The 15,542-nt window shown below is 65.4% G+C and carries 15 protein-coding genes and 1 tRNA gene; 11 read left to right on the forward strand and 5 right to left on the reverse strand.

Translation table 11 applies throughout. The features are described 5' to 3' along the window. Positions 1-20: 20 nt before the first annotated feature. Positions 21-1,325, forward strand: coding sequence for a UTP--glucose-1-phosphate uridylyltransferase (locus EJO69_RS01575; protein WP_425454740.1), 1,305 nt, complete (start codon positions 21-23; stop codon positions 1,323-1,325). Positions 1,326-1,333: 8 nt separating this feature from the next. Here the strand turns inward: EJO69_RS01575 and EJO69_RS01580 are convergent, their stop codons facing one another. After that, positions 1,334-2,374 carry a GNAT family N-acetyltransferase gene (locus tag EJO69_RS01580; protein ID WP_126038328.1) on the reverse strand — a complete coding sequence of 347 codons (1,041 nt, stop codon included), beginning with the start codon at positions 2,372-2,374 and terminating at the stop codon, positions 1,334-1,336. Between the two features lie 164 nt (positions 2,375-2,538). On the opposite strand from EJO69_RS01580, the gene EJO69_RS01585 reads away from it, so the two are divergent. After that, a tRNA-Leu gene (locus EJO69_RS01585) sits at positions 2,539-2,623 on the forward strand. A gap of 355 nt (positions 2,624-2,978) precedes the next feature. Then, the gene (locus EJO69_RS01590) at positions 2,979-4,121 is read left to right on the forward strand and encodes an IS1249 family transposase (RefSeq protein WP_281272839.1); all 1,143 of its coding nucleotides are present in this window, start codon (positions 2,979-2,981) and stop codon (positions 4,119-4,121) included. A 44-nt stretch (positions 4,122-4,165) separates the two neighbouring features. Here EJO69_RS01590 and EJO69_RS01595 read toward each other — a convergent pair whose 3' ends face one another. After that, positions 4,166-5,434, reverse strand: a complete 1,269-nt coding sequence (locus tag EJO69_RS01595; RefSeq protein WP_164519822.1) for a tyrosine-type recombinase/integrase — start codon at positions 5,432-5,434, stop codon at positions 4,166-4,168. Continuing rightward, the gene (locus tag EJO69_RS12235; RefSeq protein WP_164519823.1) at positions 5,431-5,994 is read right to left on the reverse strand and encodes a hypothetical protein; all 564 of its coding nucleotides are present in this window, start codon (positions 5,992-5,994) and stop codon (positions 5,431-5,433) included. Before EJO69_RS12235 ends, EJO69_RS01595 begins: the two co-directional genes overlap by 4 nt. Here EJO69_RS12235 and EJO69_RS01600 point away from each other — a divergent pair. The 8 genes from EJO69_RS01600 (at position 5,937) to EJO69_RS01635 (ending at position 12,461) form a co-directional block, all read left to right on the forward strand. Next, positions 5,937-6,323 (forward strand): DsbA family protein, encoded by a 387-nt coding sequence (locus EJO69_RS01600; protein WP_281272846.1) that lies wholly within the window; start codon positions 5,937-5,939, stop codon positions 6,321-6,323. The genes EJO69_RS12235 and EJO69_RS01600 overlap by 58 nt on opposite strands. A gap of 2 nt (positions 6,324-6,325) precedes the next feature. Continuing rightward, positions 6,326-7,336 carry a c-type cytochrome biogenesis protein CcsB gene (ccsB, locus tag EJO69_RS01605; RefSeq protein ID WP_126038336.1) on the forward strand — a complete coding sequence of 337 codons (1,011 nt, stop codon included), beginning with the start codon at positions 6,326-6,328 and terminating at the stop codon, positions 7,334-7,336. 152 nt (positions 7,337-7,488) lie between these two features. Continuing rightward, a complete protein-coding gene (gene cmtR / locus EJO69_RS01610) occupies positions 7,489-7,848 on the forward strand; it encodes a Cd(II)/Pb(II)-sensing metalloregulatory transcriptional regulator CmtR (protein WP_126038339.1) in 360 nt (119 codons plus the stop codon). After that, positions 7,845-9,782, forward strand: a complete 1,938-nt coding sequence (locus EJO69_RS01615) for a heavy metal translocating P-type ATPase (RefSeq protein WP_126042263.1) — start codon at positions 7,845-7,847, stop codon at positions 9,780-9,782. Before cmtR ends, EJO69_RS01615 begins: the two co-directional genes overlap by 4 nt. Further along, on the forward strand, positions 9,782-10,390 hold the full coding sequence (locus tag EJO69_RS01620; RefSeq protein ID WP_126038342.1) for a cadmium resistance transporter: 609 nt from the start codon (positions 9,782-9,784) through the stop codon (positions 10,388-10,390). The genes EJO69_RS01615 and EJO69_RS01620 overlap by 1 nt, the downstream gene beginning before the upstream one ends. Beyond that, positions 10,387-10,941 carry a signal peptidase II gene (locus EJO69_RS01625; protein ID WP_126038345.1) on the forward strand — a complete coding sequence of 185 codons (555 nt, stop codon included), beginning with the start codon at positions 10,387-10,389 and terminating at the stop codon, positions 10,939-10,941. Before EJO69_RS01620 ends, EJO69_RS01625 begins: the two co-directional genes overlap by 4 nt. 384 nt (positions 10,942-11,325) lie before the next feature. Next, positions 11,326-11,580, forward strand: coding sequence for a DUF7218 family protein (locus EJO69_RS01630; protein ID WP_126038348.1), 255 nt, complete (start codon positions 11,326-11,328; stop codon positions 11,578-11,580). 119 nt (positions 11,581-11,699) lie between these two features. Continuing rightward, positions 11,700-12,461: a sulfite exporter TauE/SafE family protein gene (locus EJO69_RS01635; RefSeq protein ID WP_126038351.1), complete on the forward strand. Its 762-nt coding sequence runs from the start codon at positions 11,700-11,702 to the stop codon at positions 12,459-12,461. Between the two features lie 123 nt (positions 12,462-12,584). On the opposite strand, the gene EJO69_RS01640 is transcribed toward EJO69_RS01635, so the two are convergent. Beyond that, a complete protein-coding gene (locus tag EJO69_RS01640) occupies positions 12,585-14,237 on the reverse strand; it encodes a metallophosphoesterase family protein (protein ID WP_126038354.1) in 1,653 nt (550 codons plus the stop codon). Then, on the reverse strand, positions 14,143-15,399 hold the full coding sequence (locus EJO69_RS01645; RefSeq protein ID WP_126038357.1) for a metallophosphoesterase family protein: 1,257 nt from the start codon (positions 15,397-15,399) through the stop codon (positions 14,143-14,145). The genes EJO69_RS01640 and EJO69_RS01645 overlap by 95 nt, the downstream gene beginning before the upstream one ends. Positions 15,400-15,542 lie beyond the last annotated feature (143 nt).

The raw sequence follows: 15,542 nt of genomic DNA on the forward strand, positions 1-15,542 counted from the left end.
GGACTCCTGCGGTCGAGAAGATGCGGCAGGCGGGCATCGGAGACCTCGCCATCCGCGTCTTCCAGCAGAACATCGAAAAAGTGGCGAGCGGCCAATCCGCCTACATCCGCGAGTCCGACATCCTCCCACTCACCGACATCCCACAATACGAGGGCGGCACCACCTCGCCAGGCGCGCATTCTGCGGATTCGACTCCAGCCATCACCCGAACCGCCGTCATCAAGCTCAACGGCGGCCTCGGCACCTCCATGGGACTGCACAAGGCGAAATCACTTCTCCACGTGACACCGGAGCGGACCTTCCTCGACCTCATCGTCGCCCAGGTTCTCGCGGTCCGTGAGGCGCATGATGTATCGCTTCCCCTCCTCTTCATGAACTCCTTCCACACCGAGAACGACACGACTGAGTACCTCGAACGTTTCGACTCCCTCAGGCTTGACGACCTGCCGCTCAGCTTCCTGCAGAACCGGGTGCCCAAACTCCTCCGAAGCGACCTCTCGCCCGTTGAGCACCCCAATCCCGACCTCGAGTGGTGCCCGCCGGGACACGGCGACCTCTACACGGCGCTGCCCGAATCGGGTCTCCTGTCAGCGCTGCTCGACCGAGGCTTCCGTTACGCGATCGTCTCCAACTCCGACAACCTCGGAGCATTTCCCGATCCCGACCTCGCACAGTGGTTTGCCGACAGCGGCGCGCCGTTCGCGATGGAGGTATGCCGACGTGAGGCGAATGACCGCAAGGGCGGACACCTCGCCCTGCGCGCCGCAGACGGCCAGCTCATCCTCCGCGAACTGGCCCAAACCTCGCCAGAGGATCTCGACCGGTTCCAGGACATCGACCGCCACTCGTACTTCAACACCAACACTCTATGGCTCGACCTCGAGGCGCTCGCGGTCGAGCTCGACAGGCGCGGCGGCTACCTGGGACTGCCCGTCATCCGCAACGCGAAGACCGTCGACCCGACCGACAGGACCTCGGCGGAGGTCTACCAGCTGGAGACGGGAATGGGGACAGCGATTGAGATCTTTGATGGCGCAGTGGCCATCGAGGTCGAACGGTCTCGGTTCCTTCCCGTCAAGACGACGAACGATCTTCTCCTCATCCGCTCTGACGTCTACGAGGTGGCAGACACGGGCATCATCACGAGGAACGTGAGTGAAGCGCCGACGATCCACCTGGATCCGGAGCACTTCGCCCACATTGATCAGTTCGAGACCCGTGCCCAGCACGTGCCATCACTCATCGAGGCGAGTAGCCTGACCGTCACGGGGGAGTACACGTTCCCGGAAGGGCTTGTCATCCGGGGTGACGCCACCCTGCCCTAGATCGTCGGTCAGTCGATGTCGAATCCGAGAACACGATCGACCCTGGGGCGGAAATAGTCGGGGCCCTTCATGACCTTGCCGTCCTCCCGATAGATCGGCTTGCCGTCCTCACCGAGCTTCGACAGGTTGGCGGCCTGGACCTCGCGCAGCACATCGGCAAGCGGGATGCCGGTCTCGAGCGCCATGCCATAGATGACGTAGATGAGATCCGCCAGCGCATCCGCCGTCTCGACGGTGTCGCGGGAGCCATCATCTGCTTTCACCGCCGTCGCATATGCTCCTTCGACGATCTCGCCCGCGGTGTTCCCGTAGACGGCGGAGACAAGCTCATGGAACTCCTCGGCGATGAGCGCCATCCGCATGTGGATCCGCTCCCGGTCGACATTCGGACCGTCGTCTGCGATCGGCATCGCGTAGGTCTCGTGGAATTCGCGCACGAGAGACTCGGGATCTCGCGGGTTCCAGACGGCTCTGCGTCCCGGCGAGGGCCCGAACCAGGAGACTGCAGGCTCCATCGCGTCCCCGGCACGCAGCGTGGCTCGCAGGTGATCTCGCACCTGCCCCTTATCGAACGTGGCGGCCCGCTGTACGCCTTCGAAGACGAAGCCGTTTCGCCACGCCACGCGGGTGCTCGCCCAGTTCACGTCCGTGCCCTCAACGAGGCAGGCCCAGCCGACGGCGATGCAGCCACGATCGAAGGCGAATTCGCAGACTGCTCGAACAGCCTCCGTCATGTAGCCGCTGCCACGCGCCTCCGGACTCGCCCAGAAGCCGACCTCGGTTCGGAGATTCTGCCCCACGGGGAGGAAGAGATCGACAAGACCGACGAACAGGTCATCGGCGTAGATCGCCCATATCGGGCAGTCCTTCGCCCACCGCTCAGGGACGGATGCGAGGAAGTGCTCTGCGTCCTCGATTCCGTATCCACTCGGTACAGTGGTCCAGCGCTGGATCTCGGGGTCCGTGCAGATTCGGGCGATGTCCTCGGCCAGCGCCATGGTGGGCGCGACGAGGTGAAGTCGGTCGGTGGTGAGGGAGACTGGTTCCATATCGACCAGGGTACTCGGTCGGCACCTCCCCGCAGGGCGGCGGTGAAGTCGCGGTCGCGGACCTCCAGCGACAGACGTCACACGAAAGCAGGGGCTACGGGTTGGCCTGGAGCGCTCTGCTCGTGATAAATTCTTATCTGTTGCCACGGCTTCGGTTGTGACAGGCGCGGGTGGCGGAATAGGCAGACGCGCTAGCTTGAGGTGCTAGTCCACGGATAGTGGGTGGGGGTTCAAGTCCCCCCTCGCGCACGAATGGAAAATGGTCTCTGATCAGGAGTTTTGAACTCCTGATCGGGGGCCATTTTCGTTGGAAGTGCTAGAAAAAGTGCTAAGCGTTGGCTTATAGGACATTTCGTGTTGGTTTGACCCTGATCTTTTGTTGCTGTGCCGCCATTAGGCCGGTGTTGAAGTTCGTGCGGCTGAACTTGATGGGTGGACATTTCGTGTTGGCTTGACCCCGACCTTTGGTTGCTTTGACGCGGAAAAGTGGGGGTTGAAGTTGGTTTCACGGGGCCGGCTTATAGGACATTTCGTGTTGGTTTGATCCCGACTTTTCGGCGCGTTCTCACCGAAAAGGCCGGGTCCAAGTTGCCTGATAGGGAGGGTGAACACTCCTTATTGCCGCCCGTGCGAGCAGGCGATGACACGCTATGGAAAGACCAGTACGGGACGTCAGCGCTACCGCTGTGCCGGGTGCAGGACGAGTCGCGTAGCGGCGATCGACACCTCCGCGAAAGACTTCGCCCTGTTCTTGTCCTTTCTGTTTTCCCGCCAGCGCCAGCGAGACCTGCCCGGGGCGGGACGGACCTTCCGTCGGCGCACCGCACGGTTCTGGCAGCTGTGGCCCACCCCCGAGGTGGTCGACGAGGTCCACCGGGTGATCTACGTCGATGGGATCCACCTCGGACGCAGCGCCGTGATCCTGATCGCCTCCACCGACACCCATGTCGTGGGCTGGTACCTCGCACGCAGTGAACACAGCCAGGCCTGGGGTGCGCTGCTGGCCCGGATCGCACCGCCACAGGTAGTGGTCACCGATGGTGGATCAGGCTTTGCCAAAGCCCGCCGGGCGCACTGGCCCACCACGAAGGTCCAGCGCTGTACGTTCCATGCTTTCAGCCAGGTGCGTCGCCAGACCACGACCCGGCCCCGCACTCAGGCCGGAGTGGAACTCTACGGCCTGGCTAGAGCGCTGCTCCACGTCCGCGATAACACCGGGGCCGCGGCATGGCTGGCCGCTTACACCCAATGGCGCGCCACATGGGAGGCCTTCCTGGCTGAGCGCACTCGACTCGCCACGGGGCAGGTCGTACTCACTCACCAGCGTCTGGTCACGGCCCGCTCAGCCCTCGATACGCTGATCCGGACCAAGACCTTGTTCACCTACGTCGATCCCGCCAACTTCCCGGTCGACGCCTACCTGCACATGCCACTGCCAGCGACGAATAACCGGATCGAGGGTGGGATCAACACTCAACTGCGGGCCCTGCTACGCGATCACCGCGGGATGAGCCTGGACAGGCGGATCAAAGCGATCATGTGGTGGTGCTACATGCACACTGAATACCCTGCCAGTCCCGCACGCATCCTCAGGACCATGCCCACCGACACCCAGATCCAGGCCTACTACCGAGCTGCGGCCAGCCGCGGCGAACACGCCCGGGACATCGGCCTGCCGGGCATCGGCACCGCAGCCGTCTGGAACGAGCTGCACCACTCGACCAGCTACATCACAACCTGGGACTGACACCCCTCCGATCAAACAAAACCAACACATTTTGTCCTATAAGCCTAAGCGTTGCCGAGGTGGGCGGCGAAGCGGGTCACGGCCGACCGCTGCATGGTCGGGGTGACATGGGAGTAGATGTTCATCGTCGTGGTGATCGTTGAGTGCCCCAAACGCTCCTGGACGACCTTGGGGTGCTCCCCGAGTTCGAGCAGCAGGGTCGCGTGGGTGTGACGCAGCCCCTTGATCGTGACCCGGTGCATGGTGTCGTACTTCTTGGTGAGCCAGTTCATGCGGCGATCCCAGCGGCTCGTCATCGCGTCGGGTGAGCGCACCTTCCCGTCGTCGTCCCCGAACACGTAGGCATCGGCCTTGGCCAGCTCGAACGAGACCTCGGCGCGGGCGACCTTGTAGGAGGCGAGCACCTTCAAGGTCTCGACGTCCACGTCGATGACGCGGGCGTTGCCGGTCTTCGGGGGCTTCGTCTTCGTCCAGTCGTCGGTGTCGACTGCACGGCGGATACTGACCCGCTGGTTCCTGGTGTTGATGTCCGACCATTTCAGCGCGAGCGCTTCCGACCTGCGCATACCGGTGTAGGCGATGAGTCGCCACATGGGGAACAGCTCGTCTTTCAGTTCTTTCTCGTTCCAGGTGAGGAACAGGGCGAGCTGGTCGGCGCTCCAGGTGACGATCTCGGGTTTCTGCGCCCGTACCTCGCTCGTCGTCGGGGCCTTGACGGTGCGCTTCTTCTTTGCCGGGTTCACTGTTAGGTGTCCGTCGTCGATTGCGGCGTCGAGGATCGCGCCGAGCACGACATGCACCTTGTGGACCGAGTTGGCCGACAAGGGCTTGCCCTTGCCGTATTCGTCGTTGCGGCCGTGGTCTTCGAGGTCGCGGTAGTGGCGGGCGATCCTCGTGGCGGTGAGCTTGTCGAGCCGAATCGTGCCGAGCTGCGGGCGAATGTGGTTACGGATGATCTTCTTGTACCCCTTGATCGTGGACGCCGCGAGCTTCAACCCTGCCACCCACTCATCCGCGTACGCGCCCAGGGTGGGCACCTTGTTGCCGAACTTCTCGTTCTGCTTGCGCCGCTTCAACGCCTCCTGCAAAGCATCGTTCGCCTCGTCGGTGCTGGTGAACCCGGAACGGGTGAGACGGCGCGATCCCATCTCGGGATACTCGGGGTCTTTGAGCACGTAGATCTGGAACCGCCACCGCTTACCCTTGTCCGTCTGGTACTCCTGGATTGAGCCGGGCTGCCGGGAACGAGATCGACGCTGCTTCTTCTCACTCCCGTCGCCCTGCTCCGGCGCGGACGGCTTCTTGATGGTCATGACAGGCTGCTCCTCGCGGTCGTCGTGCCGGGCTGATGGGTCTGGGGGTAGTGGTCGATGTAGTCGGCGGCGTTGAACACGCGCCCCTCCGGGTCGAGCTGCACGCCCCGCTCCCGGATCACCCGCGCCCGGACGCGCGCCGCATCCAACCGCTCCTGGTACGCGGCGATGGTCTTCGGGTGCGTGCTGGACTTCTCGGGATCGTCGAGGCTCGGGGCGGTCATCCCTGTGAGGGTGGTTTCGAGGTGGTGAATGCGGTCGGTGCAGATCACCCATTCCTGCTGCCAGTAGTTGAACAGCCCTTCGTCGGTGAGCACGAGTTCCCCGCGCATCCACCGGTCGATCTCTTCCGGCTCGAACTCCTCGGGTACCCCGGTGAGCGTCGTCTGCCCCTTCGGTGGGGTCAGGAGCGCCGCCGGGGTGGTGCGCAGCAGGTAGGCGATGACGGTGAGGTCGTCCACGTCTACCCGGCGATCCCCGGCCTCCAGTTTGCTGATGCCCGATGGGGAGAGCTTGCGGCCCGCGGCGGCGATCCCGTCGGAGAGGGTGCGCAAGTCCATGCCGATCGCCTGGCGTGCGGCGCGGGAAGTTCGAGGAGATGTACCGCAAACTCTTCGAGTCCCAGCCCGAGTGGGCGGAGCAGCAGGACTCCCAGGCCGACAAGATTCGCGGCTACGCCGAAGAGCTCGGGCTCGATATGCAGGCCTACGACCAGGCCGTCGCCGACCCCGCGACTCAGCAGCGGGTCGAGGAAGATCACAACACCGGCCTCTCGCTCGGCGTGCAGGGCACCCCCACTTTCTTCCTCAACGGCGAATTGCTCCAACCCCAGTCGGTCACCGACATCACCGACGCACTCGACGCGGCGATCGCGGAAAGCGAGGGATAGCCGTGGATCTCGAACTGCAAACTGCACTCGACGAGTTCTCCGTGATCGCCGTCTGGTCGGCGATCACACTCTATGTGCTCGCGTTCGTCGCCTTCGCCTACGACCTCTCGCAGCGCGCATCCCTCGCCCCCGCAAAGCAGCGCGGGACGGTGCTCGTGGGAGCTGCGACGGGCGCCGCCCCCGCGCCGCCCGCCCCCGAACCGGCCGAGCCGAGTCTGCGAGTGCCGGCCTCGGAGCGGTCTCGCCGATACTGGGCGCGCCTCGCCATCGCGTTCACCGGGCTCGGCTTCGTCCTCCACCTCGCCGCGACGATCACGCGCGGCGTAGCGGCCGAGCGGGTGCCGTGGGCGAACATGTACGAGTTCGCGCTAATCGGCACCCTGCTCATCATCGCCGTCTACCTGGCGGCCCTGCGCTGGTTCGACCTGCGGTTTCTGGGGGTGTTCATCGCGGGCATGGTCGTGTTCTTCCTCGGCGGATCTGCGATGTCCTTCTACGTCGAGGTGACGCCTCTGATGGATCCGCTCAAGAGCATCTGGCTTATCATCCACGTCTTCGTCGCATCGCTCGCGACCGCGCTGTTCGCCATCGCAGCAGGACTCTCCACCATGCAACTGCTGCAGGCACGGCGGGAACGACAACGGGCGCGGGGCGCGGGTCTCGCCGGTCTCGGCCGCGGCTACCTCCGCACGCTCCCGAACTCCGAGGCACTGGAGACCCTCGCCTACCGCTTCGCGATCCTCGGGTTCATCTTCTGGACGTTCACCCTCATCGCCGGGGCGATCTGGGCGAACGAGTCATGGGGCCGCTACTGGGGCTTCGACGTCAAAGAGGTCTGGACGTTCGTGATCTGGGTGCTGTACGCCGGCTACATCCACGCCCGCGCCACGCGCGGCTGGCGCGGCACGAAGTCCGCCTGGCTGTCGCTGACCGGGTTCGCTGCGGTGCTCTTCAACTTCACCATCGTCAACCTCTTCTTCAAAGGCCTGCACGCCTACTCGGGCATCAGCTGAACACCGGGCGAGACATCCACGTGGAACTGCAACCGGACCTGTGCGGGATCGGCCGTGACCAGGTTCCGCACCGAAATGATGCCGTAGCCCTCAGGCCGGCGCTCGAATCTGTGATTTGGCGCCAGGTCAGCATCCACTGTATAGTTCAGTGCATGCTGACTATTGCTTCACGCCTCGATGTCATGAACCGGCTGGGCCGGGCCATGGCCGACCCGACGCGTTCCCGGATCCTGATGTCCCTGCTCGATGCTCCGAGCTACCCCGCGGTGCTGTCCCGTGAATTGGAGCTAACCCGTTCGAATGTCTCGAACCACCTGACGTGTCTGCGCGATTGCGGCATTGTGGTTGCCGAGCCCGAGGGGCGGCAGACTCGTTACGAGATCGCCGACCCGCATCTGGCGGCGGCGCTCGTGGCGCTGGTGGATGTGACGCTGGCTGTGGACGAGCACGCTCCGTGCGTGGACGCGGCGTGCACGGTGCCGGGCTGCTGCGCAGCGGGGGCGGACGCGTGAGCGCGGCGTGCGGCTGCGACGAGCCGACCATGACATCCGTCGGCGAGGCTGAGGAGGTAGCGCGTCCGTGGTGGAGGGACCGCGGGATCTTGATGCCGGTGTTCTCCGGTGTCGCGTTTCTCGCCGGCCTGATTACCGAGTGGGCGGGAGCGGACACCCCGGCTCTGGTGCTGTTCTGGATCGGTCTGCTGCTGGGGGCGTCGACGTTCACGCCCGGCGCGATCCGGAATCTTTTCACGAAGGGCAAGCTCGGGATCGGGCTGCTGATGACGATCAGCGCGCTCGGGGCGGTCATCCTCGGCTACGTCGAGGAAGCGGCGGTGCTGGCGTTCCTGTACTCGATCGCTGAGGCGCTGGAGGACAAGGCGATGGACCGGGCCCGCGGGGGCCTGCGGGCGCTGCTGAAGCTTGTGCCGGAGACCGCGACGGTGCTGCGTGACGGGGAGTCGGTGGATGTCGCCGCGAAGGACCTCACGGTCGGGCAGGTGATGCTGGTGCGTCCCGGGGAGAGGATCGCGACCGACGGCGTCGTCCGGGCGGGCCAGTCGAGCCTGGACACCTCGGCGATCACCGGCGAGTCGATCCCGGTCGAGGTCACACCCGGCGATGAGGTCTCCGCCGGCGCGATCAACGTTGCTGGCGCCTTGGAGGTCGAGACGACCGCGGCGGGCACCGACAACTCGCTGACCACGATCGTGGGGCTGGTCGAGCAGGCCCAGGCCGAGAAGGGCGACCGTGCCCGCATCGCCGACCGGATCGCCCGTCCCCTTGTTCCGGGCGTGCTGATCCTCGCAGCGCTGGTCGCGATCATCGGCTCGCTGTTGGGCGACCCGGAGATGTGGATCACCCGCGCGCTCGTCGTCCTGGTCGCCGCCTCACCGTGTGCGCTGGCGATCTCGGTGCCGTTGACGGTCGTCTCCGCGATCGGCGCGGGCAGCAAGTTCGGCGTGATCATCAAGTCCGGCGCGGTCTTCGAGCGCTTCGGCACGATCCGGCACATTGCCGTCGACAAGACCGGCACCCTCACCCGCAATGAGCCCGCCGTCACCGCGGTCCTCACCGCTGACGGCGTGGGTGACGCACAGGCGCTGGCTTGGGCGGCAGCGCTGGAGCAGCACAGCACGCACCCCCTTGCCGCAGCGATTACCGCCGCCGCACCGGAGGCTCCCGCGGCTACAGATGTGACCGAACTGGCCGGGCACGGCATCGAAGGCACCGCAGGCGGGGCGCGGATCACAGTCGGCAGTCCTCGTTGGCTCGATGCCGGCGGACTTGCAGGCCGGGTCGAGGGCTTGGAGGAGCAGGGTATGACCGTCGTGATCGTCCACCGCGACGGGGCACCTGTTGCCGCGATCGGTGTCCGTGACGAGTTGCGTCCCGAAGTCCCCGAGGTCGTGCGCACCCTCGCCGCTCAGGGCATCGGCGTGACCATGCTCACCGGCGACAACGCCCGCACCGCGCGTGCCCTCGCCGCGCAAGCCGGGATCGACGACGTGCGTGCGGAGCTGCGCCCCGAAGACAAGGCGACCGCGATCGGCGAGCTGTCGAAGGCGGGATCGGTCGCGATGATCGGTGACGGCATCAACGACGCCCCAGCCCTCGCAGCCGCGGACATCGGCATCGCGATGGGAGCGACCGGCTCCGACGCGGCGATCGAGTCCGCCGACGTCGCGTTCACCGGACACGATCTCCGCCTCATCCCGCGCGCGTTCGACCACGCGCGCCGCGGACGGCGCATCATGAACCAGAACATCATCCTGTCACTGCTGATCATCATCGCGCTGCTCCCGCTCTCCCTGTTCGGAGTCCTCGGGCTCGCCGTCGTGGTCCTGGTCCACGAGATCGCGGAGGTCATCGTGATCCTCAACGGGCTACGCGCCGCCCGAGCCATGAGGCCCGCCGTTGCCGCGGCGACGCCGTCACCGGCCACCTGATGCTCGCGACCATCGGCGCAGCGATCGGCCTGTTCGCGGCGACCAACATCGACGACATCGTCGTGCTCACCGTGCTGTTCCTCGCCTCCCGGCGCGGGAAGCCGCGACCGTGGCAGATCGTCGCCGGGCAGTACCTCGGGTTCATCACCCTCGTCGTGATCAGCGTGATCGCCGCACTCGGCCTGACGATCGTGCCGGACGAATGGGTGGGCTTCCTCGGATTGATCCCGCTCGGCATCGGCATCTGGACGCTCGTGCGCGGCCTGCGACGCAACGGCGACGATGACGACGATGACGCCAAGATCACCGCGGTCGGGCTGTGGGGCGTGGCCGGGATCACGATCGCCAACGGGGCCGACAACATCTCCCTCTACACGCCGATCTTCCGCACCAGCTCGCCTGGCGACGTCGCGGTCATGATCATCGTGTTCCTCGTCCTCGTCGCGGTTTGGTGCGCTGCCGGACGACTGATCGGCACCAACAAGGCCGTCACCGAAACCCTGGAACGCGTCGAGCACTGGCTCGTCCCGGCGGTGTTCATCGGCCTGGGTCTGTTCATCCTGATCGAGTCCGGCGTCATCGTCCGCCTCTTCGAGGTCCTCGCATGACCCCGGACCCGACCACCGGCCAGGAGTCCACGGCTCAGTCATCTCCTCGCCCGCGGCGGTGGCGACTCGGCGCCGGGACCTTCCTGCTCGGCGGGCTCGTCATCGCCATCGACCAGGGCACCAAGGTGTGGGCCGAAGCCGCCCTCACCCGAGGCGAGCGCATCCCGCTGGTCGGCGACCTGCTCGGGTTGCAACTGGCATACAACCCCGGCGCGGCCTTCTCTTTCGGCGAGGGCTTCACCTGGGTGTTCGCGGTCGTGGCCGTCGCCGCAACGGTCGCGGCGATCGTGTTCGCGTTCCGTGTCCAGCGACCCGCGTGGGCGATCGTGATCGGTGCGCTCGGGGGTGCCGCCGCGTCCCATGCCTTCGACCGGCTCTTCCGTACGCCCGGGTTTGCCCGCGGTCACGTCGTGGACTTCCTCGCCTACGGCAACTGGTTCATCGGGAACATCGCCGACATCGTCATCGTCACGGCCGCGATCGCCGGAGCACTCCTCATGCTCCGCGAATCCCCACGCCGCGACCACGACGGTGCCACTCACGAGGAGTGAACCCCGTCAGAGGGTCCCCGATTCGGATCCCCGACCGCAAGCAAAGAGGCCAGGAGCCTAGCGTCGCACACACCGCGAAAAGTGCTAACGAAAGTGCTAAGCAACCTGTCGGTCGGGGTACCGCGGTGGAGTTATCCACAGGCGAGACGTCATAGATCGTTGATTTCATGCGGCAGAACGCTCCTCACGGATTCACGGAGCGAGGGGGTCGAGGTCAGTTCAAGTCCCCCTCCGCGCACAGTAGGAAACGGCGGTATACCAACGGGTATACCGCCGTTTCCGTCCTCCCGAGCGCACGCCCGGGAGTCACACTCGGCGGAAGTACACTCGTCCCCGGTCGATACTGTCCCGGTTCGCGAGTAGGTTGCTTGCCAAGGAGGAGTGATGATGGCGCAGATCAACGACCCAGAGCTGTACGAGACGCTCCGTGAGGACGGAGCGTCGAAGGAGAAGGCGGCGCGAATCGCAAACGCCGCGGCAAAAGACGGCCGGTCGGCTGTGGGCGAGCGCGGCGGCAGTTCCGGCTCCTATGAAGACTGGACTGTCGAGGAACTTCGCGGCCGCGCCAAGGAACTCGGACTGACCGGCTATTCCTCCCTGAAGAAGGACGAGCTCATCGACCTGCTGCGCGAACACTGAATTGCTTCACGCGGAGGCGGTTGGTGCTCTTCTGATCGAGGGCGGGAGCAGCCAGACCCGCGTGCTGGGATTGCGGCGAGTATCGTGGGCACCATGACTGCACCGACCGAGGTTCTTCCATGCTCGCGCTGATCGTCGGCCTTGGAATCGGTATCGTCGTCGGCCTGCTGGGCGCCGGCGGAGGAATTCTCTCAGTGCCGGCACTCATGTACCTGCTCGGTCAGGCGCCGTACGCGGCCGCGATCGGCTCCTTGATCGGGGTGACACTGACGTCTGCGGGGGCGCTCCTCGTCCACGCCCGGGCAGGCAGCGTCCAGATACGCGCAGGGCTGCTGTTCGGTGGACTGTCGGTGGTGGGCGCTCTTGCCGGAGCCCGTCTCTCGCTGCTGCTCGATGATGAGATGCTTGTCCGCATCTTCTCGATCTTCCTTCTCCTTGTCGGCATCGCCTTCGCCGTGCGGACGTGGCGGGGGCCCACAGAGGATAGTGCGACCGGCCGGCCAAGAAGACGGTGGCGAGATCTCATGCGGCTCATCATCGTCGCCTCCCTGACGGGCCTCCTCACCGGCATCTTCGGCGTCGGGGGCGGCTTCATGATCGTCCCTGTCCTGGTCTTGGTCATGGCGGTACCGATGAAGGAGGCCGTCGGCACGTCCCTTCTCGTCATGGTCGTCACGTCCTTAGCGGGCATTGTGGGCAGAATGCCGCTCCAGGGGACCATTGACTGGCAGCTCATCGGCCTGTTCGTCGCTGGATCTGTCATGGGCGGTCTCCTCGGCTCCGTGTTCTCCAAGAGACTGCCGCCCCGGCTCCTCACCGGCATCTTCGCTCTCCTCGTGACGGGTGTGGCGGTTTATTCGGGGATCCAGAGCTGGCTCTGATTCAACAGCCGCCGACCGCTGGCTCGCGGCTGCTTGGGACCATATGTGGAAGGTGGGCCGGGCTCCAGGTGACGGGAGCTCGACCCACCTTGTCTGTGGGGGCGCGGTGGTGCGCCTGAGGGGTCAGTTGGGGCGGTTGACTCCGGGGGTGTCGGTGCCGTTGCCGTCCCAGTCGCCGATGAAGAGGTGGTCGGTGGCCCGGCCGTAGGCGATGGTGGTCTCGGAGGGTCCGCCGGCGAGGGTGTTGTTGATGTGGAAGACGTTGCCGCGGCGCAGGGAGATGGTGTCCTGGCCGGTGGCGTTGAAGTCCCCGGCGAAGGCCTGGTCGCCGTGGCGGCCGTAGGCGAATTTGGTGTCGGCGTGGCCTCCGGTGAGGGTGTTGTTGAGGTAGAAGGTGGTGCCGCGGCGGACGCCGAGGGTGTCGGTGCCGTTGCCGTCCCAGTCCCCGACGAGGACCTCGTCACCGATGCGGCCGTAGGCGAATTCGGTGTCGGCGTTGCCTCCGGTGAGGGTGTTGTTGAGGTAGAAGGTGGTGCCGCGGCGGACGCCGAGGGTGTCGGTGCCGTTGCCGTCCCAGTCCCCGACGAGGACCTCGTCACCGATGCGGCCGTAGGCGAATTCGGTGTCGGCGTGGCCTCCGGTGAGGGTGTTGTTGAGGTAGAAGGTGGTGCCGCGGCGGACACCGAGGGTGTCGGTGCCGTTGCCGTCCCAGTCCCCGACGAGGACCTCGTCACCGATGCGGCCGTAGGCGAAGGCCGTGTTATGGGTGGTCGAGTCCCAGGTGTTGACCAGCGCGAACGCATTACCCGACGGGACCGGACCAACCGGCTCAGTCGGGTCCGGGTCCACCGGCTCGGTAGGGTCGGGGTCGACGGGCTCGGTCGGATCCGGGTCGACCGGGTCGTCGGTGGGGGTGCCTGCCATTGGCTGGCCGGTGGCGTCCAGGTAGACGCTCTGCTGGCCCGACAGCATTTCGCGGCGCTCGACCTCGACGAGGTCAAGGTTGTCATCGAGGATGGGGAACATGGCGATAGGTGTCATGACCAGCTCCGCTGCGGGGGTTGCGCCCGTATCGAGGGGGTTCCCGGTGTATGGCTGGATCATCATCTCGAGGTGACCGTAGTGCTTGCCGCCCGAGACGAGGTGCTTGACGCCGTTCTCGTTCGTCTCCCACATCTCCGGCTCGTCGGCCTGCGCCATCCACGTGGATCGGGTGTTGAAGTTGAGGGGGACACGACCCTCACCCTCGACGGCGCTGGGAACGAGCTTGTCTCCGCGGAGACCGTCGGAGGCGACGCCGACATCCCAGTGGAAGACGCCGGTGCCGTCACCGGCAAGGTCGACGTAGGAGGACTGGAACATCTCGTCATGGCCGGAGATGACGACCGCCACGTCGTAGTCCTCAAACAGCGGCTGAAGATGCCTCATCGGCGTTCCCGGCTGAGCATCGGTTGCCTCGGCGTGGTTCATCGTCGTGCCGTGCGTGCCGTTCGAGTAGGCGACGTGATGGTACTGGACGATGATGGTCTGCCCGCTGTCGCGGGCCTCCTTCTGCTGCTCCTCGACCCAGATGTACTGCTCGGAGCCGGGCATGAAGCTGGGCTGATCGGCCGGATCGTCGCGATTGAGGCCCGGGAACCAGCCCTGATCGACAGCGAGGGGGAAGTCCCTTTCGTACTGGTCAATGGTGAAGGCATTCTGGGGTGTCGGTGCCGTACTGTTCGGGGGTGATGTCGGAATCGTCGCCTGACATGAGCGGCGGCCGGTTGTTCGCATCGTTCGGGTTCTGGTCCGTGCCGTTCGTCGAGTCGATGGAGATGAACGTGACAGGGCGGTAGTCGACGCGGTGGTAGGCGTCGAGGGGGTGCTCATTGCTCGACCCGTGGGTGTCGATCGACTGGTTGTAGGCGGCGCGTGCGCGGATGACCGGGGTGCAGTCATCGGCACTTGCACAGTACCCGTAGACCTCGTGGTTGCCGGGGGAGGTGAAGATCGGGATGGACTCGAGGAGCTGACCCTGATCGCCCGCGAAGTAGCGGAACCATTCATCCCAGTGTGTCTGCCATGACGAGCGCTCGGTGAGGTCGCCCGCCAGGAGGATCATGTCCGGATCCTGCTCTGCGATGATCTCGTTGTTGAGGCGCTGGGCCTCGTCCTCGGTCACCGGGTAGTTGACCGCCCAATATCCGTCGCGAGTCGCGCTCCCGTACTTCCGATCCCAGGCCGATCCCGGCTCGGGGCGTGCCTCGGAGCCTTCGGCCAGGTTGCGAGTCTCCACCCATTCGCGGTAGGTGACGCGGCCGATCTGGTCGGTCTCGGTGTCGGAGAAGGCGATGATGTGAATGGGCTCGGTCAGGTCGCTGCCGGACACGGGGAACGTCTCGAACGAGGCCTCATGGACGTAACCATCCTCATTGACCGCGTAGGTATAGGTCGATTCGGGCTGGAGGTTGTCGATCCGGATGGAATGCTTGTAGGGGTTGTCCGCTCTGATCCACGTGCCCTGCGCAAGAATGCCCTTCTTGTTCGTGCCGGCGACGGTCGCCCGAGAGAGATCACCCTGCTTGAGCTCTGCCTCCTGATATCCGTTGACGGGGTTCTGCTCGCCCTCAACCGTGAACTCCTGGCCCTCAGCAGGAAGGCCCGGGCCGTAGACCGTGATCGTCGAGGCGCCGCCGGTCTCGGAGAACCAGTTGACCGTCATCTCTGTCGCGCCGGGCCTCTGAAGGTAGGGGAGGACCCTGAAGCCGTCACGAGCCTCCAGGGGGACGGTTGCCCCATCGACCACGGTCGGATTCTCGTTGGTGGAGGACAGGGCAGGGGACTCGAGGCTGTCCAGCGGCAGCGGAACACCGAACGCAGCGGGACCCGCCATGGTGACCACGCCGGCCGCCAGAGCCGCCGCGACGCTCGACGCTGCGATTTTCTTCTTCGACATGTCAGTGCTTTCTTGCAGAGCAGTGATGTTCTTCCACGCTAGGAGCACTTGACGACCGACTCATCAACGGACTGTGAACGGACAGATAACAGTCGGGGGCCACCAGGTTCTGGGTCCGCTCGCGGCCCGGTCCCTGCGCTCTG

The organism is Flaviflexus salsibiostraticola (assembly GCF_003952265.1).
GTDB lineage: Bacteria > Actinomycetota > Actinomycetes > Actinomycetales > Actinomycetaceae > Flaviflexus > Flaviflexus salsibiostraticola.

What these genes read in the sequence shown, in the direction of transcription:
- EJO69_RS01575 (WP_425454740.1), top strand. Translation starts at nt 21, where the DNA reads ATGCGGCAGGCGGGCATCGGAGACCTCGCCATCCGCGTCTTCCAGCAG.
- EJO69_RS01580 (WP_126038328.1), bottom strand. Translation starts at nt 2,374, where the DNA reads ATGGAACCAGTCTCCCTCACCACCGACCGACTTCACCTCGTCGCGCCC.
- EJO69_RS01595 (WP_164519822.1), bottom strand. Translation starts at nt 5,434, where the DNA reads ATGACCATCAAGAAGCCGTCCGCGCCGGAGCAGGGCGACGGGAGTGAG.
- EJO69_RS01600 (WP_281272846.1), top strand. Translation starts at nt 5,937, where the DNA reads ATGGGGAGAGCTTGCGGCCCGCGGCGGCGATCCCGTCGGAGAGGGTGC.
- EJO69_RS12235 (WP_164519823.1), bottom strand. Translation starts at nt 5,994, where the DNA reads ATGGACTTGCGCACCCTCTCCGACGGGATCGCCGCCGCGGGCCGCAAG.
- cmtR (WP_126038339.1), top strand. Translation starts at nt 7,489, where the DNA reads ATGCTGACTATTGCTTCACGCCTCGATGTCATGAACCGGCTGGGCCGG.
- EJO69_RS01620 (WP_126038342.1), top strand. Translation starts at nt 9,782, where the DNA reads ATGCTCGCGACCATCGGCGCAGCGATCGGCCTGTTCGCGGCGACCAAC.
- EJO69_RS01625 (WP_126038345.1), top strand. Translation starts at nt 10,387, where the DNA reads ATGACCCCGGACCCGACCACCGGCCAGGAGTCCACGGCTCAGTCATCT.
- EJO69_RS01630 (WP_126038348.1), top strand. Translation starts at nt 11,326, where the DNA reads ATGATGGCGCAGATCAACGACCCAGAGCTGTACGAGACGCTCCGTGAG.
- EJO69_RS01635 (WP_126038351.1), top strand. Translation starts at nt 11,700, where the DNA reads ATGCTCGCGCTGATCGTCGGCCTTGGAATCGGTATCGTCGTCGGCCTG.
- EJO69_RS01640 (WP_126038354.1), bottom strand. Translation starts at nt 14,237, where the DNA reads ATGCGAACAACCGGCCGCCGCTCATGTCAGGCGACGATTCCGACATCA.
- EJO69_RS01645 (WP_126038357.1), bottom strand. Translation starts at nt 15,399, where the DNA reads ATGTCGAAGAAGAAAATCGCAGCGTCGAGCGTCGCGGCGGCTCTGGCG.